The following is a 25,932-nucleotide window of genomic DNA, read 5'->3' on the forward strand; positions in this document are numbered from 1 at the left end:
GGGGATTATTGTCGATATGCCTGGAAGGAGGAAATGTTATGAATCGGTTCACTCTGCGTTTGGGCGCATCGTTAAGGAACCGTATAATATTGGTATTTTTAATGATCATTATTGTGCCGTTTCTTATTTTCGCTTACTTTGCACATATCAAGTCTATTGAGGGTATCACAAACACGAATACGAAGATTTCACTGAGCTATCTCCAGCAAGCAACCAACAATTTTGAGATTTATCTGAATACACTTAATGATCAGGTCAATACTCTAATCGGCAACAAACGAGTACAAGATCTACTGATTGATCCACCAGCTAATCCTGCTGAAGAAGAGGACTTCACTGTTAATCTGCTTACTGTACTCTATCAGGCTACTCCACAAATCGATGCCTTCCGAGTGCGGGTCTATCCGATAAATCCTTCGCTTTATCCTTCTTATATGAATACATTGGGAGAAGCGGCGAATATTACGTCAGAGGAATGGTTTAAACGGTCACAAGGAACTGTAGGTCCAATGTGGGAATTATTTATGCCACAGCAAGGCAAATATGGTCGTCCTTTATTAGGGTATATCAAGCGCTTTACAGGTCTCTTTGATCGGAAGCCCAGAGGTATGGTCGTGACAGAAATTTCAGAGGATCATTTGAAGCGTTATTTCTCACCCACCGAGCAATTGAAAAATCAGAAGCTGCTGCTGATGAATCGGGATGGCACCATTTATTATGACTCCTCCTCCAATGAATGGGCAGGCAACCAATTCCCTTCGAATTCATTCGTCTCCCATCTTCAACAGAACTCGCAGGGCTCACAGACGCTTAAGATTGACGGGCACAAGTATCTTACTACTTATGTCAGCTTGGACAGTGAGCCTTGGGCGATTGTCAGTCTGACGTTATTGAAAGAACTGTCTGGATCAAGTGACGAAATGACTCGTTTGCTGATCATCTTCTTGATTATTTATCTCATCTGCTGTTTTGCCGTTGTCTTCTACATTACAGTGTATTTCACTCAACCTATCGCACGTCTGGTAAGGCTGATGCGGAGAATGGAGGAGGGGAATTTCCAAACAGAAGCGTTAACTTCGCCAAGAAGAGATGAAGTAGGCTGGTTATATCGAGGGGTTGGCAGCCTTGTTCAACGAATTGATGTATTGATCCAAGAAGCTTGGCGTTCCGAGCGAAAGAAAAAGGCACTGGAGTTTCAGGTTCTGAGCCATCAGATCAACCCACATTTTCTCTATAATACACTTGAATCAATTCGCTGGAAGGCAGAGAACCACGGGCGCAGCGATATTAGTGAAATGGTATCTGCACTTGGGAATCTCCTGCGGTTGAGTTTGAATCAAGGGAAGGAGATCACTACACTGCGGCGTGAGATAGAGCAAGTGAAAGCTTATGTGCTCATCGAGCAGGGCCGTATGGGCAAAACGATCCGTATATTATATTCCTTAGATGAAGATTTGCTAGATTTCCCATTCCTTCGCTTGCTGCTACAACCACTTGTAGAGAATGCGATCCAACATAGTGTGCGGAGTGACTTTGAGAAGGGGAAGATCATTGTGTCTGCTAGGCGTGAAGAGGAAGATATGATCATCGAGATTGCAGATAACGGAAAGGGCATTCCACAGAGTATCATTGATGAATTGGATCATGATGATGCGGAGGAGGAAATGTATACAACAACTCGTCGAGGTGTAGGGTTAAGAAATGTGAATGACCGTTTGAAGCTGTATTTTGGGTCTGAGTATAAGCTCCAGATTCAGATCGGAACAGAAGGGGGAACCCGTATTTTGTTGCGCCATCCCATGAAGGTAGGCGAAGAACTGTCCAAAACAGATGATACCCATTAATCGAGTAGCTAGACCTATTAAATCGTTAAAATCTTATGTAGTAGCGATTCTCCCTTCTCGGAGAATCGCTACTTTTATTTTTAGACTGTTGATCACGTATCTCGGTGATCAGGATAAAAATGAATCAACAAAGTGCAAGATTGACTCATAGTAAGTGCATATCCACTCTTTTACAATTAAATTATCCAAACAGCGAAAGGGAAATCGATATGAAACTAAACGGAGTGTTCAAGGAACTGTACAAAAATCGCACCTTGCTGCTCATGTTCTTACCCGTCGGGGTACTGTTCTTGCTCTTTAACTATCTACCGCTGGCTGGTCTTGTAATCGCCTTCAAAAATTTTGATTTCTCCAAAGGAATTTTCGGAAGTGATTGGATGGACCCGCTATTCAGCAACTTTGACTATGTATTCTCTTCTCCGGTGGCTTTTCGAGCCATTCGAAACACGATTCTCCTGAATGCTCTTTTCATAGTAGTAGGGCTCGTATTTGAAGTAGGGTTTGCACTACTGCTGAATGAAATGCGCAATAAGTATTTCAAAAGAATTACGCAATCCTTAACCTTTTTACCTTTCTTTATCTCATGGATTGTCGTAGGTGTATTCGCTTATAATCTGATGAATTATGAGACTGGAGCAATTAATCGCTTCCTGGAGTACCTACATCTACAACCGATTGACTTCTATAGTCGGGATGAATTATGGCCGGCGATCTTAACCATTGCTGCCCGCTGGAAAATCACTGGTTATGGCACAATTATCTATTTGGCCGCGCTAACCTCTATTGACAGTTCCTATTATGAAGCTGCTTCCATTGATGGAGCGTCGAGATGGCAGCAAATTAGATACATTAGTATTCCGATGCTGCGACCAACAATTATTATCCTGACATTACTGGCGGTTGGAAGAATTATGAATGCAGATTTCGGGATGTTCTATGCCATGGTAGGAGACGCTTCGCTGCTCTTCCCAACCACAGATGTTATTGACACCTTCGTCTATCGGAGCTTACGGAAATCGGGTGATATTGGGATGGCTTCCGCTGCGGGCTTCCTACAGTCCTTTGTTGCTTTCTTCCTCGTACTTAGCAGTAACTATGCCGCACGGAAGATCGACAAAGACTCAGCGATATTCTAAAGGTCAGTTGTCCCGAAGTATAGATACATTCAATTCTAAGGAGGTCATCCGACACAATGTTAGCCAGAAAATTTTCACTCAGCCAGTTTTTAATTGCTCTGGTAATCGGTCTATTCAGTCTGGCCTGCCTGTTTCCGTTCCTCATGGTCATCGCAGGCTCACTGAGCACAGAAAAAGATATTATGCAGTACGGCTATTCTATTTGGCCCAAGACGATAACGTTTGATTCCTATCGTATTTTGCTTCTTGGCTCCAATCGGATTTTTGAGGCGTACGGAGTCAGCACATTCGTCACTGTTGTCGGAACTGCTTTGTCACTCTTCTTGACTAGCATGGGTGCTTACGTAATGGCAAGACGTTCTTTTAAATATAGGAATATTCTCTCCATCTTTGTCATCATCACCATGCTCTTTAGTGGGGGGTTAGTGCCTTGGTATATCGTCATTGTCAGATATCTGCATTTGAAAGATACGATATGGGCACTTATTCTTCCTTCGCTGGGCAATGCCTTCAACATGTTTCTTATTCGAAACTTTATGCTCTCCATTCCTGAGGATTTGCATGAATCGGCAAAAATGGACGGTGCGGGTGAATTCCGAATCTACTCCAGGCTGATCATGCCACTTGCTCTACCCGTTCTAGCGACCGTTGGGCTGTTCGTAGCTCTCGGATATTGGAACGACTGGTTCCTCGGGTTAATGTTCGTAGATAAACAGGAACTTCAGCCACTACAATTGCTGCTACGCACACTGATCTCCAATGTCGATTTCTTGAAGAACTCCGGAAATGCGGCTGCGATGCAGCGAATTTCTGCTCAGATTCCTTCCGAGTCTATCAAAATGGCGCTGACGGTCATAACTATCGGACCTATCATTTTCTTGTATCCATTTCTGCAGCGTTATTTTGTTAAAGGACTTATGGTTGGAGCAGTTAAAGGTTAACTATGTCGACGAATGTCGTATAGTATAAATTAAAGGTATAAGGGGAGATTAGGATGCGCAAACGCATGGGTAGATTTCAGATCGTCCTGATAGCAACGCTATTGCTAGGACTGATTATGTCCGCATGTAGCTCAAGTGGCGGAAATACGTCGTCCAATGATGGAAATCAAAGTAAAGACAACAACACTAGCACTAACACAGAAACCGCGAAAGGTGAAGATGAGGTTACACTCAAATTCTATTTTGGTGGGGATAAAAAAGCAGCCACAGACGAGGTTTGGTCCAAGATCAGCGATTATGTGAAATCCAAAGGTCTAAACGTAAAGTTCTCTGTGAATTTCATTCCGTTTGGAGACTTTAAGGAAAAAATGCTAGTCATGGCCGCATCCGGGGACAACTGGGATATGAACTTTGATGGAGATTGGCTCTCCTATAAGCAAATGGCGGCGAAAGGCTCCTACATGGCCTTAAATGATCTGCTCCCGAAATATGCGCCTAATCTTGAGAAGAAATATGTAGAACAAGGAACATTAGGAGCTGCAACGGTTAACGGACAAATCGTAGGACTTCCATGGACAATGAAAATGAATGAACGTAAATTTGCCGGCTGGCGTTCAGATCTGGCTGAAAAAGCTGGCATTAACATCGCTCCGGATTCGATTCAAACGATTGAAGATGTCGACAATCTGCTTCGTGAGCTGAAAAAGGCTTACCCGAACGAGAAGCTTTCCCGTACTACACCACTATCTTTGTATTATATCCGCGATGAATGGGTTGATCTCAACTTCCATGGGTTAGGCTTCTATCTGAGTGATCCGAAAATTACTATTCAATCTGTTGAACAACAGCCGTTCTTCCTCGAAGCTTCACTTTTGGCGAAAAAATGGTATGACGACAAACTGATCAACAGAGACGCTATGATCGATAAAGAAGGTGCGGAGGATCAATGGAGAAATGGTAAATTGCTCTTTACGGTAACCTCTCATGAATGGGCTTACGCAGATCCAGGCTTTTCCGATGCCAACTATAAACAAGGAATGTCACTTATGTATCCAGACAAGAAATATGTTAACCGAACAGCGCTCGCCAATGTTGTTGCCATCAATGTGAACTCCAAACATCCAGACCGGGTTCTGCGTTTCCTCGATATGGTGGAGACCGATCAGACGCTGTATGATTTGTTGCAATATGGTATCGAAGGCAAAACCTATGAGCTGAACGGTGAAGCAGCGGATTATCCAGAAGGCATGCAGTCTTCTACGAGCAATTACATGGAGTGGGGTGGACAATGGGCATTCTGGAAACCACAATTCATGCGCCCAACTACAACCTATGCTAAAGATTTCTGGGTAAAGGAAGCCGATTTTGCTAATCAGCCTAACAATGTGAATTCGCCTATCGATGGATTGTTTATTGCCGAAGACGCTATGAAGAATGAAATAGCTAAACGCGATCAAGCCACCGATGAGCTCAGCAGACCGATTGAATACGGGATGGTGAAAGACGTTAATAAAGCTGTAGCCGATTATGTGGAGACTCAAAAGAAAAACGGACTAGATAAAATTATTACCGAAACTCAGAAACAAATAGACGCTTATCTTGCTGCCAAAAAATAAGGTTTAGGGCAAAGGGGAAGCCGCCTTCATCGGCGGGCTTCCTCTTTTTTTGAAATGAACAACTAATAATCCTTGGAGGTGCGTTACTTGCGTATACATCAATCCCGGTCAAAGCTCAGCGTACAGCTATCCCGAATATTAGCGATTCTGCTCTTTGTGTCCTGTATTCAATTTCCGCTAAACTCAGCGAAGGCCGAATCCGAATCCGTGCATATCAGCTTAGGAGAAATACCTATGGAGAATGGTATTACTGCTAGAGCTGGGGACTCGCCAGCTGGTCTGAAGACCGGAACAGTTTCTGGGGTCACTTATTGGGAGACAGGAAAAGATCTGGCAACTAGCTACATCTATCTAGATGTAGCTGATGAATTCTTGTACAACAGTGATGATTATGATGTAGATGTTACCGTTGATTATTATGATGAAGGCAATGGAAAGTTCCTACTGCAGTACGATGCACAGACTGCGGCGTTCAAGGATGGAGAAGTATTTCAGTATGGCGACTCCAAGACCTGGAAGAGCAAAACGTTTACCTTAAAAGATATCCGGTTCGCAAATGGAACTAACGGTACGGATATGCGGCTTAGTGTTGAAGGTGGAGGGATAGATGCAGCCTCAAACCGAGATTTAAAGGTTGCTGCGGTCACAGTTACAAAGAAGCTGAAAGCGGATTCACGAAATGGCGTTAGCATCAAGCTGGGAAATCAAGTGGTATCCGACGGAATTGCGGCATTACCCGGTGATGGGCCTGCTTCGGGATTACAAACGGGAATTCTGGATGGTAAAGACTATTGGCAGACCAACCAGTCCGTGAGTGCCAGTGATCCGGGGCAAAATATTCTCTATTTCTATTTCAATGTAAATGATGACTATTTATTTCAGAACAAAACGCAAGATGTATTCGTTACCGTAGATTATTATGATCGCGGCAATGGAAGCATGGTGCTGCAGTATGACGCGGAATCAGCCCCATTCAAAGATGCTCCATTGTACACTTACAAGAATACGAATAGCTGGAAAAGCTATACGTTTAAGTTAAACGATGCGTACTTTGCGAATGGCACGAATGGTGCAGACTTTCGAATTGGTGTAAGTGGAGCAGGGGCTCCAGCCAATAATCCTGAGCTCTATCTCTCCTCAGTGACAGTCAATAAAACATTGAGAACAGCAATAGATGCGCAGACTAAAGTATATTCTACTAATTATACAACACAGGATGTCGTTATTGCTGATAGTAATGTGAAGGATTTTGGCGCTAAAGGGGATGGGATAAAAGATGATACGCAGGCCTTTCAAGATGCACTGAATGCAGCAGGCAATCGTGGAGGCGGCGTTGTTTTTGCACCGGAAGGACATTACAGGATGAATGGGAGTCTAATCATTCCTACCGGAGTTACACTTCGCGGGGATTGGCTAAGCCCCGATGATGTTAACAAGGAAGTGAAGGGGACCATTCTGGATGTCTATGGCGGCAAGGGAGAAGAGGAAGCACCTAGCTTCATTCAGCTTTCTCCTTCCAGTGGAGTAACTAATCTATCGATTTGGTACCCGGAACAATCAGCTATACATCCGTCAGGATATCCATGGACGTTTGAGCAGCTTTCGGGCGATAGTGCAACGATTCAGAACGTGACCTTAGTTAACGCTTATAAGGGTATCAAGATCGGACCGATCTGGAATGAGCTTCATTATATTAAAAATGTATATGGCACTGTTTTAAATACAGGGGTTTTCCTTGATTTCACAACGGATATCGGACGCATAGAACATCTTCGTCTAGCTCCAGATTATTGGTCTGGTTCAGGACTGGCGGGATCGCCTCAAAAGAATACGTTAACAGAATATCTTGTTGCTCATGCCGAAGGGATTGTTATGGGACGCTCCGACTGGGAATACATGTCTGATGTATTCTTGTCCGGCTTCAAGACAGGTCTGCGCATGACAACTCGAACCGACAGTCTAGAAACTGCAAATGCGCAGCTCTACAAAATCAATATTGAGAACAGTGAGACCGCACTCAAAATTGAAGGTGTCAATGATTATGGCTTGTTGATCTCTGATAGCAACTTCAAGGCGGATGCGGGAGAGAACCCGGTAGCAATTCACGCTACAACCGGCTTTCGATCTATCGTTCAATTCAATAAAGTAACCGTAGGTGGTAATCCCCATCAAGCAGTTCTTAACGATGGAACAGGTGTACTTTCTTTCGAGAACAGCAGTTTTGAGAATTGGGATGACCAATCTGGTGGATACGCGATTACAGCAAAGGCCGGTTCACTTATCCTTGGCCAATCTACTTTTGCCAAACCAACACATCATGTTTTGTTACAAGGAACTGCAGCAGAACTGAATGCAATCAATTCTGGGTATCAAGGTAAGCTGCAGGTGCAAAATGAGAGCGACGCCGCGCAATTGAATATTCATTGGGATGAGAAATACAATCTGGAGACGTTGCCTGAAGTAGCCTCTCTCGATTTGGCTCAACAACCGAAACCTACAACTGTGGAATTATACAATATAACAGATCAGCCTTATGGAGCAGATAAAAGCGGACAAAGCGATGTCTCGTCGATTCTGCAGCAAGCTTTAAATGATGCGAAACTAGCTGGAGGAGGTACAGTTTACTTACCGGCTGGGATCTATCGCGTGAATTCGGCAATTACGATACCAAGAGGAGTGGAGCTGCGGGGTTCTTGGGATGTGCCTCACCACACGATTGGTGGCGGAACGGTACTGTTCACCAATTATGGGGAGAATGATCCGCAAGGAACACCACTGATCACATTGGAGGCTTCCTCCGGGGTCAGAGGCTTGTCAGTATATTATGACCAGCAGGATTGGAACACTGTAAAACCTTATTCTTGGACGATCCAAGGGAAAGGTCATGGCGTGTACGCCATCAATACTACCTTGATCAACTCCTATCAAGGCATCGACTTTGGCAGCTATGATACGAGTGGACATTATATTGATTATGTTGCCGGTTCTCCTCTAAAAGAAGGGATATACATCGGTGGTGGAGCAGAGGGGGGCATGGTTCGCAATGTCCAATTCAACCCGCATTATTACGGAAGAAACAATTACCCGAATCACCCGGCTAATGATGCTGACTTCAACAAAGTCTGGAACTATCAGAAGGATAATTTGGATGCATTTCGCGTCGGACATGTGAAGCAGGAAACCATCTTTAACACATTTGTGTACGGCTCTATGTATGGTATTCATTTCGAGGAGCAGAATGGCTTTGGTCCTGAAGCGATTGTTATCGGTCACGGAACGGATGGAAGTAAAAAAGGGGCGGTGATTGACAGTGCTGGGCCTGCGGGACTGTCTCTAATCAATACCGAGCTCGTTTCCATGAGCACCTCTGATAAAGTTTATGTGGTAATCGGCGAAGATTTCGATTCCAAAGTGACGTTATTCAACACCTCTATGTGGGGAGACACCACTCGTTCGATCGATGTTCATGCTGGAAAGGTTCGAATTCAACAAGCGAACTTCACGACTGTCGGAGAGCGGGGGATTAATGCTCTAGGTGGTGATACTACGCTGTATAATTCTTACTTCCAGCAGCCACGTACTACGCATGTTTATGCTGGACCTGATATTGATAAACTTGTAATTACGAACAATATTTTTAAGGGTGGCATGCAATTTGTTAACGAAGCCGTAAATAAAGTGTTTGGCACCAATCTGGTTCCGGTTGCACTAAGTCTTAAGAGAACTCCATTTCATGCTGGCGAACCGGAAAAAGCAAAAAACGTGCTAACCGTGACTAATGTGACCAGTGAACTGGCGCTGAGTGGGCGCATTGAGTTGCTACAGCCTTCCGTTTATGCCGGCAGGTTCAAACCTGTCCGCTTCAAAGAAATTGCTTTAGGGCAGTCTTTGGAAATGGAGCTCCCTTACTTGTCGAGTGATACGCTGAAATACCGCGTTACACTGGATGATGGCTATACTTACACAACCTCTGTCCGATTGGCGCAATCATTTGCCGAGCATCATGGAGTGGAATCGGCGGTTGCTCAGACCATAACATTGTCGAGCATCGACCAATATTCCAGTGTCGGCGGGCAATGGAAGGGCATAGACGATCTCAGCGCACAAGCCAATGTAAATTGGGATGCACAGAATTTGTACACAACTATTGTAGTTCAGGATGATGTGCATGCACAGACCTGGAATGGCGGAGATATTTGGCAAGGTGATAGTTTACAGCTTGGTATAGACCTGTCCAAGAAGGACGGTTCATCCAGTAAAAATGTGAGTGAATTAGGCTTTGCCTTGAACAACCAAGGTAATGTCAGCAAATGGAGATGGAGAGCACCAGAGGGCGTACAGACTGGAGCGCTGAATAACGTTCAGGCGGATATCACTCGTGACGAGGCGAATCATCAGACGACTTATAAACTGACGCTTCCGTTTAGTGAACTACACAAAGCTGGTTATACGTTCTCACCCTCAGATGTAATTGGTTTTACGGTATTGATCAATGAAAACGATGGAGCAGGGCGTTCGGGGTTCATGGAGTACAATCAGGGGATTGGCTCTAGTAAGGATGCTGCGTTGTATGGAGAACTGATCCTGTTGAATCGTGATTATTCAGATTTACTTATCCAGTCTGCTACGGCACAGGTTGCTCAAGCGGAGATTCACAAGGATACCACACGACAAGATTCGGCTGCTAATTTTGTAAGCCTGCTACCTGCAGGAATGGTGAAGACGGCTTTGATTGCCAGATTGGCAGCTATCGGAGTGCCGAGTAAACCTGATCCAGATCCCGTGAAGCCAACACCAGGACCTGGCACAGAAACACCAGCACCAGTGCCATCCGCTACCCCTAAGCCTAGTAATAACGTATCAATCACTCTACGAGCCGATGGTATTGTTGAAGTGAAGATCTTACCAGTTCTTGATCCCTTATCGAAAAGTGCTAACGCTGTAGTCACAGCGGAAGAGCTTGCCAGAGCATTCGCACAAGCAAGAACTGATAAAAATGGAGTAAAGCAGGTAGCGGTTCAGGTAACAGCAGTTAATGGGGCTGTAGGATATGGTATTGAATTGCCTTCAACATTCGTAGCGAGTGGTACTGCAGAGCAAACACTCGAGCTTGTACTGCCAACAGGTACTCTTTACCTATCGGGCAACTTACTGGCATCTATCCGAAAAGATCTCGATTCGACGGTTACTTTCTATCTGCGAAATGCAGACCGTATGAAATGGAGTAAAGACATTCAGGATAAGCTGGGTAAACTTCCAGCAGTAGAACTTACAATTGTTTCAGGTGGCAAAATCGTTTCTTGGAGTGATAAGAATTCTTTGCTTACATTGGCGATTCCCTATAACCTCCCAGCGAGCGAGGTCAATAAATCTTCCAGTCTAGGCATCTTACAAATTCTTCAGGATATGAAGACAAAGGTTGTACCCGGTGCAAAATATAAAGAGGGTGCTGTAGTCTTTAAGGTGCAGGATCTGGGGCAATATGTGGTATCGTTCAATGTTCTATCCTTCACAGATTTAGAGAATGTACCGTGGGCACAGGATGCTATAGAGCAATTAGCAGCTAAAGGGATTATACAAGGGGTTTCAAACACAGCCTTTCAACCGGCAGCACCTATAAAACGGGCCGACTTTGTGAAGCTGCTTGTGGATACATTGGGTCTAAGCGTCTCAGAAGCAACACCGTTCAGTGATGTGGACCCAAGTGCTTACTATGCCGAGGCAGTTGAAACGGCTAAAGCGCTGGGTATTGCAACCGGAGTCGGTACCGGAAGATTTATGCCAGATGCGATCATTAGTCGGGAAGATGCAGCCGTCTTCATTGTTCGAGCTTTGAAACTCAAAGAGTTACTCCTGACACCACTAGGGGAAGTCAAACTGAGCAGCTTTAAAGATGAGAGTCACATTTCCGGTTACGCGCATACCAGTATGAACATGTTAGTAGAGGCAGGTTTGTTACAAGGAAGTGGTAGTCATCTGAATCCTTCAGGTAAGCTAACCCGTGCGGAAACCGCAGTCCTTCTGTATCGGATTTATAACTTAAAGTGAAGTCAGTATTTGCCATAGCAAAGGAAGCCGAGTAATTATAAAGCTTCTGATAATTAAAAAGGCGTCCTGAGCTGTTGTTTAACGACAGTCTGGGACGCTTTTTGCTTTCTGCCATTCTACAATTAAATAAGAGGATAGAAATGGGATGGAAAGTTTAATAACGCCCCGTTTGGAAGTGTCGATGATTGCATTAAAATAGAAGCGACACATAAGGGGATGGTGAAATCATGGCAAAAATAACAGGAATAAAATGCATCCGCACTAGACACGATGGAAGCTGGACTATTGTGAAAGTAACGACGGATCAGGACGGTTTGTACGGAGTTGGTTCCGCATCAGATTTGTACAATCCCGAGGCTGTAGTTCAAGTGGTTGAACAACTGCTTGCACCACTACTTGTGGGTCGTGACCCGGCAAATATTGAAGATCTTTGGCATCTCATGCATATGAGCGGCTATTGGAGAAATGGTGCGATTATGAACACGGCTATCGGTGGCATTGATATGGCCTTGTGGGATATCAAAGGCAAGGAAGCGAAGCTGCCAGTCTATCAGTTACTGGGCGGTGCCTGTCGTTCGGCGGTGCCTTGTTATGGCCATGCGGGTGGTGCCGATATCACAGAGCTTAAGGAAGAGGTTCATAAATTTATAGAAGAAGGATACACCGTGATCCGCGTCCAGATGGGAGGATACGGAGGCGGTGGTTTTGTTAGCGGAAAGGAAGCGAACCTCCCAGTCTATCCTTGGAGCAGTGGTCCTGTATTTGACGAGCATGCTTATCTGACTACCATTCCTGACATGTTCGAGAAGCTCCGTGTGGAATTTGGTTCAGGGGTTCAGTTTACGCATGATGTTCATGAGCATCTTTCACCTATCCATGCGATCCAACTTTCAAAACGTTTAGAGCCATATAGTCTTTTCTATTTAGAGGATGCACTTGCACCCGAGCAGATGGGCTGGTACCGTCAGCTTCGACAACAGAGCGCCACACCGCAGGCGGTAGGGGAGTTGTTCGTGAATCCGCAGGAATGGACAGGACTTATGCAAGAGAAGCTGATTGATTTTATTCGGGTACGAGTCTCCAAGGCAGGTGGCATCAGCGCATGTCGTAAAATAGCTGCACTGGGTGAAATCTACGGCGTCCGTACAGCCTGGCAAGAAGGTGGCGAGAATGATCCGGTGAACCAGGCCGCTGCAGTGCATCTGGATATGGCAGTCTGGAATTTCGGCATTCAGGAAATCAATCATTTTAAGGAGAAGGAGTTAGAGGCTTTTCCAGGTCATATCATCAGACATCGTGGGTATCTGTACCCCTCTGACAAACCGGGACTCGGTATTGATATCGATGAAGTGATGGCTAAATCTCTTCTCAGAGAACAATGGAATTCTAGTTCATATCATCGGCCTTATCCTCTGGACCGCAAAGCGGACGGAACGTTGGTTCGCCCTTAGATTCAGAGAAAAAAAGCTGATAAAGGAGGTATATTGAAATGAACACTATTGCAGTTACGGGTGGAGGGGGCAAACTCGGCTCTCAAGTGATCGGGATGCTCCAAGAGCAGCATTATAATGTCGTGTCATTAGATAATCATCTGTCAGATCGAATCCGTTGTAAGCAGGTTAAAGTCGATCTAAATGATTTCGGGCAAGTGGTGGGATCGCTAGAAGGCGTCGACGCTATCGTTCATTTGGCAGCTATACCTGCTCCGATTCATTATCCACACGCTTATATTTATGCGAATAATACGGTGGCTGGATATCATGTGCTGGAAGCGGCTTCACTCTTGGGTATTCGAAAAGTAGTTATGGGCTCTAGTGAGTCCTCTTACGGGTTTGCCTGGGCTCCACAACCATTCTCTCCGCACTATTTTCCAGTAGATGAAGATCATCCCCAGCTCCCGCAGGAATGTTATGGTCTCTCCAAGGTTGTCAACGAACTGACCTCCGAAATGTTTCACCGGAGAAATGGTATGCAGGTGACCTCACTCCGATTCTCAATGATCACTGGCCCAGGAGATTATCGACATTTAGCGATAGCCAAACCGGAGACATTTAAACATATTTTATGGAGTTATATTGATATTCGCGATGCAGTTAGCGCTTGTATGGCCGCTTTAGATGCGAAGCTTAATGGAGCCATTCATCTGAATATCACTGGAGATGATACATTAAGTGACCGGACAACGGAAGAGCTGCTGAAGAGCTTCTACCCTGAAGTCGTAGATTTGCGTAAGCCATTCCTAGATAGAGAGGCTATCGTTAGTAATGCTTTAGCTAAACAGCTCCTGTCTTGGCAACCAAAATACTCATGGTCTAATACAGAGTTAGAGTAACATCCAATCAAAAAACAAATTTCAGGAGGTATTTGGCGTGACTTACAACAAGCAAGAACTATATGTCGAAACGAATCAGAAAACATCCTTGAACCCTGTAATTACGTCTATCTATACAGCAGATCCATCAGCCCATGTCTGGAAGGATGGCAAGATTTATATTTACGCATCTCATGATATGGACCCGGCCAGAGGTTGTGATCTTATGGACAGATATCATGTTTTCTCCTCTCAGGACATGGTTAATTGGTTGGATGAAGGCGAAATTCTTAGTTCGGATGATGTCTCTTGGGGCAGACCTGAAGGCGGTTTCATGTGGGCTCCAGACTGTGCGTACAAGAACGGAACCTACTATTTCTATTATCCTCATCCAAGTGGTTCAAATTGGAATGATTCGTGGAAAATTGGGGTAGCGACCAGCAAGAAGCCAGCCAGTGATTTTAAGGATCAGGGATATATTCCGGGGCTTGGCGGGTTCGCCTTGATTGATCCATGTGTAATAGTGGACGAAGAGGATAGCGCCTATATGTATTACGGCGGGGGCAGTGTATGTCTAGGTGGGGAATTGAGTGAGGATATGTTGTCTCTGAAGAATGGAATGACCGAAATGGAAGGACTAGAAGATTTTCATGAAGCAGCCTGGGTATTTAAAAGAAAGAATCTGTACTACCTCACCTATGCCGATAACTTAGAAAACAATAATCGAATGAGATACGCAACCAGTGAGAATCCGTTAGGTCCGTGGACGTACAGAGGAATCTTTCTGGAGCCGACCGGTTGTTCAACAACGCATGGATCTGTGGTGGAGTTCAAGGGGAAATGGTATTTGTTCTATCATAATCAAGCCATTTCTGGAGAAGGCAATCTGCGCAGTGTGTGTATCGATTACCTAGAATTTAACGAAGACGGTACGATCAAGACGGTTATCCAGACCAAAGAGGGCGTCTCTTCGCTTGGAGCTGCACCGGAAGCGAATCCTTATCTTAAGACGTATCCTGCAGCCGAGGGAATCGTTTTTGGAGGAGCAGAAATACAGACACTGGCATCGGGTCAGCAGGTGGTGAGCCACTTACAAACAGAAGGTTCTTACGTTCTCATCAATAATGTAGATGGAGGTGAAGGGGGAAGAGCGTCTATAGAACTTCAATATGCTACGCGTGAACGCCTGGCAAAAGTGAGATTATACGTCAATGATAAGGATTATTCCCTCCTGAATGCCCTATCCACAGGTGGTTCTCAGGAATTTAGTAGAAATACGAATATTACAGTGAATTTATTGCCGGGTGCTATCAATACGCTCAAAATTAGTGGTGGCCATGGCGAAATTAGTCTTAATCAAATTACAGTTAGCCCACTCTTAGGATAAAACGAATGCTATTCTAAAAACAGGACCGCTAAATAACAAAGGATAATCTCATAGCGTGCTTGAGATCACCCTTTGTTATTATTTTAAAGTTCGGGATGACAGAACGACCGGAATCAGGAATAAAGCAAGGAGGCCACCACCAGTCATTGTCATAATTGCGATCATAATAATTTGTGTTAAGACCATTACAGTGGCTCTAATAATAACGCTCTTTTTATTGATAGAAGCTGTATGAATTCGTTCTAATCTTGGACCTTTGTTCCAAGCGAAAAGCATTAACCCCCTTTTGTTGTTAATAATTCGATTGCCTCCACGGATAAAACAGTAAGGTCCTCTACAATAAGCGACTGCATCACAATTTGAAGGTAAGGATACAAGCTTCTCTTTTAATTCTTCAATAGGAATAGATATAGCCCCTGGAATATGTTCCTCATCAAATTCTTCCTTCGGTCTTACATCCAGCAGCAAAACTTCACCATTATCCATACGGTTTTTCAATTCGATCAAAGACAATCCATCCATCTGAAAATGCTTGTTTTGAAATTCTTTTTGAATTAGTTGTACTTGAACTAATTGTTTCTCAGATAAACTATGCAACGTGCGTATGAAATCAATTATCGAAGAGTCAGCTAATTCATAAAAAACAAAATTTCCTTGCTTCTTGAAACTTACTAGCTTTGCGTTGTGTAGTGTCTGTAAATGCTGCGAAACATTAGCAACCGTCATTTGCGTATTTTTAACTAAACCTTTTACGGATTTTGGACTTTGAGATATATAGTCAACTAATTTTTGCTTTGTGAATTACTCGTTATTAAATTAGTGAATGGTCTAAACTAAAATTATTATATTAATAAAGTTAATTATTATATATATTCCAGTTTTCCAATGTACTATAATGATATAGATGCATTGTTAGCATGTTATTAAAGGAATGAAGATTTCAAGAAACAACCTATAGAATTGAACAACAGGAGGAAATAAGTTGAGCACACAGAATGTGGGAATTCCATTAGAAGGTTTTGCAGAATTTAGCCGGACAGTAGCCGCAGAAGGTGCAGTGCTGCTGAAGAATGACAATCAGGTTTTACCGCTTGGCGCAGGCGATAATGTTGCGATTTTTGGCAGATCCCAAGTGAATTATTATCGAAGTGGTACAGGTTCCGGCGGTAGTGTCCATGTTACTTATACGACCAATTTATTGGATGGTCTTCGCACTAAGAAGAACTTTACAGTTAACGAAGAACTGGCAGCGGTTTATGAAAAGTGGATTGAGCAGAATCCATTTGACAACGGTGGAGGCGCATGGGCTGCAGAACCTTGGCATCAGAAGGAAATGTCTTTGAACGATGTATTGGTATCCGAGGCTAGAAACAAATCCAACAAGGCTGTCATTGTAATCGGACGTACAGCAGGAGAAGATCAGGATAATGCCGACGCTCCGGGTAGTTATCAACTAACGAATGATGAAAAGGCAATGCTGAAGCAAGTAACTACATATTTTGAGCAAACGATCGTTGTTCTGAATGTTTCCAACATTATTGATATGAACTGGATGAACGATGAAAGCTATAAATATCCGATTTCAACTGTGATTTATTCATGGCAGGGTGGTATGGAAGGCGGAAATGCGATTGCAGATGTGCTGTCTGGAGAGGTAACTCCTAGTGGTAAACTGACGGATACAATCGCATATTCCATCAATGATTACCCGTCAACACAGAATTACGGAAACGAATTTATGAACTTGTATCAGGAAGATATCTATGTAGGATATCGTTACTTCGAGACATTTTGCCCAGATAAGGTTCAATTTGAATTTGGTTATGGTTTATCTTATACAACTTTTAGTATCGAGCCAGAAGAAGCTAAATTGATGACCAAAGAAGGCGAGTCTTACATTGAAATCGGCGTAACCGTTACCAATACAGGAACTACCTTTGCTGGTAAAGAGGTTGTTCAGGTCTATTATGAAGCTCCGCAAGGTAAGCTCGGTAAACCAGTTAAAGCTCTGGTGTCATTCGGTAAGACAAAAGTCCTTGAACCAGGTGAAGCTCAGCGCCTTACCGTGAGTTTCTCAGCTCAGTCGATGGCATCTTATGATGACGCAGGCGTGACAGGGCATGCTTCTGCCTATGTTCTCGAAGAAGGTACATACCGCTTGTATGTGGGAACTAGTGTTAAACAAGTGGTAGCAGTCGGCGTTGAGGGTAAAGATGGCTACGTTGTAGAAACTCTTCAAGTTGTGGAGCAACTGCAAGAAGCTCTTGCGCCTACAGAAAGCTTCACGAGAATGATGCCAGGCACTCAGAAGTCGGACGGTTCGTACGAGATTGTTTATGTTGAAGTTCCTAAACGTAAGATTTCGTTAGCTGAGCGAATTGAAACTAATCTTCCAGAGACGATCTCACAAACAGGTAATAAAGGATATAAATTAAGAGACGTATATGAACAGAAGGTTAGTATGGAAGCCTTTATTGCCCAGCTCAGCGATGAGGATTTGGCTGCAATTGTACGGGGCGAAGGCATGAGCAGTCCTTTAGTTACACCGGGAACGGCCTCTGCATTTGGAGGCGTAAGTGACAGTTTATTTAATCTCGGAATTCCGGTTGCAGCTACAGCTGATGGTCCTTCAGGGATTCGTATGGATAGCGGTGCTAAGGCGACTCAAGTTGCCATCGGAACACTTCTTGCAGCTACATGGAATGCGGATTTGGTCGAAGAACTTTATGTTCTGGAAGGACAAGAATTGTTAAGAAATAACGTTGATTCCTTGCTTGGACCTGGCCTTAATATCCGACGCAGTCCGCTTAATGGGCGTAACTTTGAGTATTTTTCAGAAGATCCGTTGATCTCTGGAGTGTTTGCTGCTGCATGTACTCGCGGTATTCTGAAAGGCGGCTCTACCGCTACGATGAAGCATTTCGCTTGTAATAATCAGGAGAAGCACCGCAGTAAGGTAAACGCCGTAGTGTCTGAACGTGCGCTTCGTGAGATTTATTTAAAAGGTTTTGAAATCGCGGTGAAGCAGGGCGGTTCGAATTCTATCATGACTTCCTATAATCCAGTTAACGGACATTGGGCGGCTTCTAATTATGATTTGAACACCACGATCCTTCGCGGGGAGTGGGGCTTTAAAGGGATTGTAATGACAGACTGGTGGGCGATCATGAATGATGTCGTTAATGGCGGACCAGCAGATCGTAAATTTACAAATTGGATGGTTCGTGCACAAAACGACCTCTATATGGTTGTACCTAACTATGGTGCGGAAATTAACGGATGGAATGATAACACCATTGAGTCCTTGGGAAATGGTACGTTAACCCGTGGAGAGCTGCAACGTTCTGCTAAAAACATTTGTGAGTTTATCATGAATGCACCTGTATTCTCGAGAAAACAGGAAATCGTAGAAACAGTGGAGTCCTTCAAAGCTAATCCTTCACTTTCTGAACAACAAGCTCAATCGTTATCTCAAAATCCACAGGTTAAACCTGTCGTAGAAGGATCGACTAGCTTTAAAGTAGAACAGGCTGGTCAATACCGTATCCTGGTGCATATCATGTCAACCGAACCTGAACTGGCTCAAAGTGCATGCAATGTGTCTGTGAATGATCAATTGATGACAACCATTCAAACGAATGGTACTGAAGGTCAATGGATTAGACAAAAGCTTGTGAAAGTTGAGCTTGAAGCAGGTCTTTATGATATGACATTAGAGTTCATCAAACCAGGTTTGCAGATCGATTGGATTGAATTCAATAAAGTCGACTAGGTATCACGTGTTTTATTATTAGATAGATCGTTAATACCGTTTATTTCTAAAAACCGCGATATTTTTCGCGGTTTTTTTGTTGTACCTATTGTTGCATGGAACCGCTAGTAACCACTTCTGATGGGAGTAGGTCACGTCATTAATGCTGTGAATGATTTCCGTAAAGACCTTTGTATTCTGTTGGCGTGCATTTTTTGTAATTTTTGAACACGCGGTTAAAGGTGGGAAGACTCTCAAATCCGGAATTCATGGCAATTTCCATAATAGATAAATTCGGATCGATAAGCAGCTTCTCTGCATGCATGATGCGATGCTGGTTGATATAGCTGTAATAGGACATTCCCATGAATTGTTTGAATAAACGCATAAAGTGATATTTGCTAAACCCAGCAATCTCTGCGAGTTCTTCCACCTGAATGTTCTCCGTACAGTGCTCATTAATAAAATTGCAGACTTGTAGAAGCCTATCAATGTATTTATGCTGATTTTGCTGTTTTACATGATAAAAGTGACGCTCCTTACCCATGAAATTTCGTCCTAAAACGACAAAAAAATGAACCAGTATGGAATATGCCGCAGCTTCCTTAAGCAGATATTGGCTAAAATACTCATTCATCAGATTCAACAGCAGGGGTTTGAGTGAACCATGTAGCTCCTTATTCTGTTCCGCTGTAATAACTAAGCATGGGCGAAGCAAATGAAAAGTAGAGTCTAAGCCATTTAGGTTGAAAAGTATGGAGCAATCAAACTGCATGATGAGCCGTTTACCGGACTCAGGTGCATAGAGCTGATGTAGCTGCCCCGAGGGAATGATGAGAATATCACCCGAATTAAGCTTATACTCGGTGCTGTCGATGACGGCGGTATAAGTATTTTCGAGGGGCATGATGACCTCAGCGGCGGTATGCCAATGGATGGGGTAATTCTCAGCTTCTTGATTTAAATAAATACGAATTCCGAAATGCTCGTTATAGGAGACTGTTTCCATCGCTCCATGCAGCGTTTCGATCATCAGTATCCCGTCCTTTCGTTGTTCAAATCATTTGATAGATTCTAATCAAATCAAAGATTTCGTAAAAGACATTCATAACGGATTGTGTATTTTAGCAATATTTGATCAGTCAAAAGCAAAATTCACGAAGAACAGTAAAAATAAAGCCGATATAATAAAGCCATTGAAACCGCATTCAAAATAATAACACGTTATTGGTAAATTATCTATTTATTTCATAATATTTCTTTAATGAGGAGGATGAGATTTATACAACAACAGAACTAATGATGACCGACCTTATTGATTTTGAAGGATTGGCATCCTGTTATGTAGCTGAGAATCGGCTAACTGAACACTCAGTTCAGCTAACAACGAATATACATTATAAAAAGGAAAGTGGCGATGTCATGGCAGTCGGAAACAAGGCAGTGCACACAAGCTCACTTTGGATGCACGTCAGAAAGGAATGGAAGCTGTATTCGTTTCTGGTTATACCCGTACTCTATTTTCTCATCTTCAAATATGCGCCGATGCTGGGGAATGTAATTGCCTTTCGAAAATACAGAGGGGGACCCAATTTATTTGGCTCGGAATGGGTAGGGTTATCCTATTTCCGCAAATTCATGAATGATCCTACCTTTTGGAGAGCATTTAAGAATGACTTGGTATTGAGTGTCACTTATTTATGTTTCAGATTTCCGTTAACTCTCATCTTCGCTCTGCTTCTAAATGAGCTGGTGCGCATGCGGGTGAAGAAACTCGTGCAGACCATATCCTATCTACCGCATTTTATTTCGATGGTTATTGTGGCAGGCATGATCAAGGAAATGGTGTCTTTAAATGGACCAATCAACGCGCTGCTGGCTAATCTGGGCTTTAGTAAAATAGCCTTTATCTCGTTGCCGCAATGGTTTCCGACGATCTACGTCACATCAGGGATTTGGCAGGGGTTAGGGTGGGGGACGATTCTTTATTTAGCAGCTATGACCAGCATTAATACCGAACTGTACGAAGCGGCTAAAATCGATGGAGCAAGCCGTTTTCGGCTGGCGCTTCATGTAACGATTCCCGGTATTTTACCAACCATTATGACGCTACTTATTCTGGATATTGGCGGGATCTTAGGTTCCAATTTCGAGAAAATCTTGCTATTGTACAATCCGCTGACCTATGAAACAGCAGATGTTATTTCTACTTATGTATATCGAATGGGGATTACCGGTGGTAATTTCAGTTTTGCTACAGCCGTCGGGTTATTTGAAGGCGTTATTGGCTTGATCCTGGTTACAATCGCAAACCAAATTTCGAAAAAAACTACAAACTCGAGCTTGTGGTAGAAAGGAGAGCTTGGCGTGAAGATGTCCATATCCTCTCGTACATTTACTATTGTAAACGGATTCATAATGGCGATTGTTGTATTTTTCACCCTATATCCATTTGTCTATTTGATAGCTCAGTCGTTTAGTTCGGAAGCCGCCGTATATGCGGGTAAGGTTAGCTTCTATCCGGTAGGCTTCACAACCAAAACGTATGAGATCATTTTGAGTAAGCCTGACTTTTTTAAGTATTACGGCAATACCATTCTGTATTCGGTTGTTGGGACATTGATTTCAGTGACGGCTACCGCTATTTTAGCCTATCCACTCTCCAAGGATAAATTGCGCATGAATAAGTTCTTCATTCCCTTTGTGCTCTTTACGATGTATTTCGGAGGGGGTCTGATCCCTAACTACATTTTGATTGCTAAAACCTTAGGCATGAGGGATTCCATCTGGGCAATTGTAATTCCTGGAGCGATCAGCGCTTTTAATGTCATTTTGATGAAGACCTTTTTCGCAAGTTTGCCTAATGAGCTGGAAGAAGCGGCTAAAGTGGATGGTCTGGATATTTACGGAATTTTTATGAGAATAACATTGCCTTTGTCCAAGCCGATTATAGCAACGATGGTGCTGTTTGTGATGGTAGGCATTTGGAATAACTGGTTCGGTCCTTCACTGTACCTGCAATCAAAGGATAAATGGCCAGTGGCATTATATTTACGGCAAATTATTGAGAACGCCATCAGTCCAACCGAGGTCGGAGCAACCTCCGAAACCGCCAATCAGATTGCAGCAACTGTGAAGTCAGCAGCTATGGTTCTCACCTCATTGCCGATCCTTTGTATCTATCCGTTTGTGCAAAAGTACTTCGTACAAGGGATGATGATCGGTTCTGTAAAAGGGTAACGGGGATTTACTTCCTGGATATAGATCAAAGATAGAGTCCAAGTTTACCAAGTAAGCTCTCGTTCACAAATTTTTTAGGAGGTTAGGGATGAATAAAACAAGAAGCAGTAAATTTTTAGGGGTCACTATGGCGCTAGTGTTAGCATTTGGTATGACGGGGTGCTCAAGTAATGAGAAAAACAATGCATCTCCACCTCCTTCAGCATCGGGAAATAATACAGCAGAGAATACTCCTGATAAAGAAGCGACACTGGATTACAAATTTGGAGAGGATCAAACATTTAATTCTAATGAACCTGTGACCTACTCAATGATGTTTAGTGACAATGAAGGTTATCCGTATAAAGAAGATTGGAGGCTATGGAGTGCGATCAAGGAAAAAACAAACGTAAGCTTCGACTTATCTATAACCGCCCGTTCTGAATATGAAAATCAAAAGTCACTGTTAGTCAATAGTGGAGACGCCCCTTATATTATCCCGAAAACTTATGAGGAAGCTGCCTTTATTCCTAGTGGGCAAATTGTAGCCATAAGTGATTGGGTACAGTATATGCCTAATTACATGAAGGCTGTTAAGCAGTGGAATCTCGAAGAAGATCTGAAAGTCAAATTGCAAGCGGACGGAAAATATTATGTATTGCCTGGCCTTTGGGAAGTAGCTGGTGGTGGTTATTCCTACATCATTCGTAAAGATATTTTTAAAGCAGCAGGGGTAGATGTAGAAGCAGAAGAAGGCAAATGGACATATGAAGATTTCTATGAAGCACTGAAGAAAGTGAAAGCGTATACAGGTAAGGACTATGTATTCTCTGATCAATTCCAAGGGAAATCTACGCTGAATATTGCTGCTGTTCCATATGGTGTAACCGGCGGCTGGGGACTTGCGAACGGAATGAAGTTTGATGAGGCTAAAAAGGAATTTTATTTTGCCAACTCCACGAATGAGTTTAAAGATTATTTAACCTATTTTAATAAACTGATTAATGAGGGGCTTATGGATCCAGAGTCCTTTACACAAGAAGATGATACTGCCCGCTCTAAGTTTTTTAAAGGCGACAGCTTTGTGATTAACGGCAATTACCAGCTGCTGGCTGATTTTAAAACCAAAATGCAGGATCCGAACAGTGATCTGTATATGATTGTTCAACCAGGTGGACCAAAAGGGCAGCTGCAAATCGAAACCTCCCGACTAGAAAACGGCGTTATGATCAGTCAGAACGCTTTAAAGGATCTTGGCGAAGAGAATTTTATTAAAATGCTTCGTTTTGTAGATTGGTTATGGTACTCCGATGAAGGGCAGACGCTCAGCTTATGGGGGGTTGAAGGAGAGACTTATACCAAAGATGCTGATGGCACCATCAAGCTGAATCCGGATGTTTCGTATAATGGATTAAATGACGATACCGCAACGAAGAAACTGAATGTTGATTTCGGCTTTGGCGGCGGGGTATTCGCTTATGGAGGTTCCTCCAAATTGAAGTTATCCAAAATGACACCAGGAGAAAAAGACTATAATGATCGGATTTTTGCTATTCGTGAGCCACGTGCTATCGCACCACCTATCATGGGTACGCCTGACGAGAGTGAGGAAATGAACCTGATTTCAACCCCTTTAATGGACTATGTTAGTACGATGACCTTGAAATTCATAACAGGTCAGGAGAGCCTATCGAAATGGGATGCCTATGTTTCAGCTACAGAAGCTAATGGAAGTTCACGTTACGCAGAAATGGCTAATGAAATTTTCAACAAAACCAAGAGTCTGCTCGGATACTAAAATATGAGGAAAAGCCCGATACACCATAGTTGGTGTGTCGGGCTTTTTGCAGATTATATACTTTACAAATACTTGTCTGCATGTCCTAGCGTTTGTTCGAATAAGTTAGAAAGTAGGACAGGACAAACCATAGGTGGAGATGCGTAGAAATGGCGATGCGTAAACAAAGCTTTATTCGTGGAACGTTCATTTTAACCGTGTCGGCATTTTTTACAAAAGGGCTCGGATTTTTGAATGGCGTCTTGCTGGCACGTTTCTTGGGAGCCGAGGGGGTAGGGCTGCTCATGATTGCTCATCCACTGCTTCCCTTGTTTATTACGCTGACAGAGCTGGGGCTTCCTGTTGCGATTTCAAAGCTTGTCTCAGAAGCTGAGGTTAAGCAGGATGAAGCGCGAGTGAAGCGTATTCTCACAGTATCCTTAAGTATTACGGGTACGTTGAGCATTATACTAACTTTAGTGGCTCTATTTGGTTCCAAATGGATCGCGTCGGTTTTTCTAGCCGATCAGCGGGCGTATTATGCTATGGTCGCTATAACGCCGATCATTCCAATTATTGCGATGTCAGCTGTACTGAAAGGTTATTTTCGTGGGAAACAGAACATGAACCCGCTGGCCTTTTCGGATATTATTGAGAATTTGGCGCAAATCATTGTCATTATCGGTGTTGTCAACGTTTTGCTGCCTTATGGGATTGTCTATGCAGCTGCGGGCGCTATGGCGGCTTCCGTGATCGGCGAAGGTTTTGGTTTGCTCTATTTGTTTTCTGTCTTCAAATGGGCAAATCGGGGGAAGATCAAAACCTCCCCACCGCCTCCATCAAGTCTTTCACCCAAGGGAGACAGTACGTTGAGAGATCTGCTGCGCATCGGCTTACCGATGACAGGCAGCGGTTTTATTCATTCCATCTATCATGCGTTTCTCCCACTGCTGATTACGAAAAGTCTAGTCCTGTTTGGTGTAGGTGTTGAGATGGCGACCAAGCAATTCGGACTCCTGGCGGGATATGCTCTCCCGATGTTGTTTCTTCCCAGCTTCTTCACACAATCGTTGTCCACTGCATTAATACCGGCAATAAGCGAAGCGAGTGTGAGCAATAATAGTAAGCTTATGCATAGTCGGATGGATATGGCTATGCGATCGGCGCTTATTGTAGGTCTCCCATGTACAATCATCCTGTACTTATGGGCTGTACCATTAACTACTATGATCTATCATTCGCCAGAAGCGGGTGAGCTGCTAAGGCTGATTGCACCCTTGTTTTTACTTTATTATTTTGGAGCGCCATTGCAAGCGATTCTGCTTGGTTTGGGGAAAGCCTCAACCGTCATGTGGAACCATATTCTTACGAATGTTTTTGAAGTGATTACGATCTTTGTTCTCGGTTCTAATATTGGAATCCAAGGGGTTGCTATAGGGTTCGGACTGGGACTCATGCTGCTGACACTGTTGAATTTTTTGTCTGTGGCAGGAACGATCGGATTTTATTTTGATTTTCGCATTGTATTCAAGGTGGGTGCAGGAGGGATTGTCATGACGATCTGCGGGTTGACGGCTCACGGTATTCTGGAACGAATGGCTCTGGGGCAGTTCCTTGAACTATCCGGAGCGCTATTCGTTTCGTTGATCACCTACGCAGCAACATTGCAAGTCACCCATGCTTGGGAAAGAGCAGCGAAGCCTCCAACGATTACACCTGTTTCTTGAAAGAGATATGGTTAGGTAATAACGTTATTTATAGAGAGTCACATTAGATTAAATCTTATGTGGCTTTTTTTGTGATGAATCATTAAATCTCTACATTCACCCAAACTTTTGTAGTAGGAACCGAATCATCTTGCTCTATTTAGAACATACCTTTATGATGTGTTAGATAAAAGTA

15 protein-coding genes and 1 pseudogene are annotated in these 25,932 nt (G+C 43.5%); 13 read left to right on the top strand and 3 right to left on the bottom strand.

Going from position 1 to position 25,932, the window contains the following annotated elements; all coding sequences use genetic code 11:
- Positions 1-38 precede the first annotated feature (38 nt).
- From ACN6KS_RS14415 to ACN6KS_RS14450, 8 genes are all read left to right on the top strand, one after another.
- Positions 39-1,844 carry a cache domain-containing sensor histidine kinase gene (locus ACN6KS_RS14415; protein WP_440962292.1) on the top strand — a complete coding sequence of 602 codons (1,806 nt, stop codon included), beginning with the start codon at positions 39-41 and terminating at the stop codon, positions 1,842-1,844.
- Positions 1,845-2,053: 209 nt separating this feature from the next.
- Positions 2,054-2,980: an ABC transporter permease gene (locus tag ACN6KS_RS14420; protein WP_094868718.1), complete on the top strand. Its 927-nt coding sequence runs from the start codon at positions 2,054-2,056 to the stop codon at positions 2,978-2,980.
- Positions 2,981-3,036: 56 nt separating this feature from the next.
- Positions 3,037-3,921, top strand: coding sequence for a carbohydrate ABC transporter permease (locus ACN6KS_RS14425; RefSeq protein WP_094868719.1), 885 nt, complete (start codon positions 3,037-3,039; stop codon positions 3,919-3,921).
- Positions 3,922-3,974: 53 nt separating this feature from the next.
- Positions 3,975-5,537, top strand: a complete 1,563-nt coding sequence (locus tag ACN6KS_RS14430) for an extracellular solute-binding protein (protein WP_280786153.1) — start codon at positions 3,975-3,977, stop codon at positions 5,535-5,537.
- 234 nt (positions 5,538-5,771) lie between these two features.
- Positions 5,772-11,585, top strand: a complete 5,814-nt coding sequence (locus ACN6KS_RS14435; protein WP_440962293.1) for an S-layer homology domain-containing protein — start codon at positions 5,772-5,774, stop codon at positions 11,583-11,585.
- 227 nt (positions 11,586-11,812) lie between these two features.
- The gene (locus ACN6KS_RS14440; protein ID WP_094868722.1) at positions 11,813-13,036 is read left to right on the top strand and encodes an enolase C-terminal domain-like protein; all 1,224 of its coding nucleotides are present in this window, start codon (positions 11,813-11,815) and stop codon (positions 13,034-13,036) included.
- A 38-nt stretch (positions 13,037-13,074) separates the two neighbouring features.
- Entirely contained in the window at positions 13,075-13,917 is an 843-nt protein-coding gene (locus ACN6KS_RS14445; protein WP_094868723.1) for an NAD-dependent epimerase/dehydratase family protein, read from the top strand.
- 37 nt (positions 13,918-13,954) lie between these two features.
- Positions 13,955-15,283, top strand: coding sequence for a family 43 glycosylhydrolase (locus tag ACN6KS_RS14450; RefSeq protein WP_256989690.1), 1,329 nt, complete (start codon positions 13,955-13,957; stop codon positions 15,281-15,283).
- 78 nt (positions 15,284-15,361) lie between these two features.
- Here ACN6KS_RS14450 and ACN6KS_RS14455 read toward each other — a convergent pair whose 3' ends face one another.
- Together ACN6KS_RS14455 and ACN6KS_RS14460 are read right to left on the bottom strand one after the other, a co-directional pair.
- On the bottom strand, positions 15,362-16,009 hold the full coding sequence (locus ACN6KS_RS14455; protein ID WP_440962294.1) for a rhodanese-like domain-containing protein: 648 nt from the start codon (positions 16,007-16,009) through the stop codon (positions 15,362-15,364).
- A pseudogene (locus ACN6KS_RS14460) lies at positions 16,010-16,057 on the bottom strand (hypothetical protein); the annotation flags it as partial.
- Positions 16,058-16,265: 208 nt separating this feature from the next.
- Here ACN6KS_RS14460 and ACN6KS_RS14465 point away from each other — a divergent pair.
- Entirely contained in the window at positions 16,266-19,055 is a 2,790-nt protein-coding gene (locus ACN6KS_RS14465; RefSeq protein WP_440962295.1) for a glycoside hydrolase family 3 C-terminal domain-containing protein, read from the top strand.
- Positions 19,056-19,194: 139 nt separating this feature from the next.
- Here ACN6KS_RS14465 and ACN6KS_RS14470 read toward each other — a convergent pair whose 3' ends face one another.
- Positions 19,195-20,067 (bottom strand): AraC family transcriptional regulator, encoded by an 873-nt coding sequence (locus ACN6KS_RS14470; RefSeq protein WP_341134740.1) that lies wholly within the window; start codon positions 20,065-20,067, stop codon positions 19,195-19,197.
- Between the two features lie 389 nt (positions 20,068-20,456).
- On the opposite strand from ACN6KS_RS14470, the gene ACN6KS_RS14475 reads away from it, so the two are divergent.
- From ACN6KS_RS14475 to spoVB, 4 genes are all read left to right on the top strand, one after another.
- The gene (locus ACN6KS_RS14475) at positions 20,457-21,386 is read left to right on the top strand and encodes an ABC transporter permease (protein WP_094868797.1); all 930 of its coding nucleotides are present in this window, start codon (positions 20,457-20,459) and stop codon (positions 21,384-21,386) included.
- A 21-nt stretch (positions 21,387-21,407) separates the two neighbouring features.
- The gene (locus ACN6KS_RS14480; protein WP_440962402.1) at positions 21,408-22,274 is read left to right on the top strand and encodes a carbohydrate ABC transporter permease; all 867 of its coding nucleotides are present in this window, start codon (positions 21,408-21,410) and stop codon (positions 22,272-22,274) included.
- An 88-nt stretch (positions 22,275-22,362) separates the two neighbouring features.
- Positions 22,363-24,051, top strand: a complete 1,689-nt coding sequence (locus ACN6KS_RS14485; RefSeq protein ID WP_440962296.1) for an ABC transporter substrate-binding protein — start codon at positions 22,363-22,365, stop codon at positions 24,049-24,051.
- Positions 24,052-24,200: 149 nt separating this feature from the next.
- On the top strand, positions 24,201-25,757 hold the full coding sequence (gene spoVB / locus ACN6KS_RS14490; RefSeq protein WP_094868729.1) for a stage V sporulation protein B: 1,557 nt from the start codon (positions 24,201-24,203) through the stop codon (positions 25,755-25,757).
- Positions 25,758-25,932 lie beyond the last annotated feature (175 nt).

Origin of the sequence: Paenibacillus nitricinens (assembly GCF_052056485.1) — a bacterium.
Classification (GTDB): domain Bacteria; phylum Bacillota; class Bacilli; order Paenibacillales; family Paenibacillaceae; genus Paenibacillus_AQ; species Paenibacillus_AQ nitricinens.

What these genes read in the sequence shown, in the direction of transcription:
- ACN6KS_RS14415 (WP_440962292.1), top strand. Translation starts at nt 39, where the DNA reads ATGAATCGGTTCACTCTGCGTTTGGGCGCATCGTTAAGGAACCGTATA.
- ACN6KS_RS14420 (WP_094868718.1), top strand. Translation starts at nt 2,054, where the DNA reads ATGAAACTAAACGGAGTGTTCAAGGAACTGTACAAAAATCGCACCTTG.
- ACN6KS_RS14425 (WP_094868719.1), top strand. Translation starts at nt 3,037, where the DNA reads ATGTTAGCCAGAAAATTTTCACTCAGCCAGTTTTTAATTGCTCTGGTA.
- ACN6KS_RS14430 (WP_280786153.1), top strand. Translation starts at nt 3,975, where the DNA reads ATGCGCAAACGCATGGGTAGATTTCAGATCGTCCTGATAGCAACGCTA.
- ACN6KS_RS14435 (WP_440962293.1), top strand. Translation starts at nt 5,772, where the DNA reads ATGGAGAATGGTATTACTGCTAGAGCTGGGGACTCGCCAGCTGGTCTG.
- ACN6KS_RS14440 (WP_094868722.1), top strand. Translation starts at nt 11,813, where the DNA reads ATGGCAAAAATAACAGGAATAAAATGCATCCGCACTAGACACGATGGA.
- ACN6KS_RS14445 (WP_094868723.1), top strand. Translation starts at nt 13,075, where the DNA reads ATGAACACTATTGCAGTTACGGGTGGAGGGGGCAAACTCGGCTCTCAA.
- ACN6KS_RS14455 (WP_440962294.1), bottom strand. Translation starts at nt 16,009, where the DNA reads ATGACGGTTGCTAATGTTTCGCAGCATTTACAGACACTACACAACGCA.
- ACN6KS_RS14470 (WP_341134740.1), bottom strand. Translation starts at nt 20,067, where the DNA reads ATGATCGAAACGCTGCATGGAGCGATGGAAACAGTCTCCTATAACGAG.
- ACN6KS_RS14475 (WP_094868797.1), top strand. Translation starts at nt 20,457, where the DNA reads ATGGCAGTCGGAAACAAGGCAGTGCACACAAGCTCACTTTGGATGCAC.
- ACN6KS_RS14480 (WP_440962402.1), top strand. Translation starts at nt 21,408, where the DNA reads ATGTCCATATCCTCTCGTACATTTACTATTGTAAACGGATTCATAATG.
- ACN6KS_RS14485 (WP_440962296.1), top strand. Translation starts at nt 22,363, where the DNA reads ATGAATAAAACAAGAAGCAGTAAATTTTTAGGGGTCACTATGGCGCTA.
- spoVB (WP_094868729.1), top strand. Translation starts at nt 24,201, where the DNA reads ATGGCGATGCGTAAACAAAGCTTTATTCGTGGAACGTTCATTTTAACC.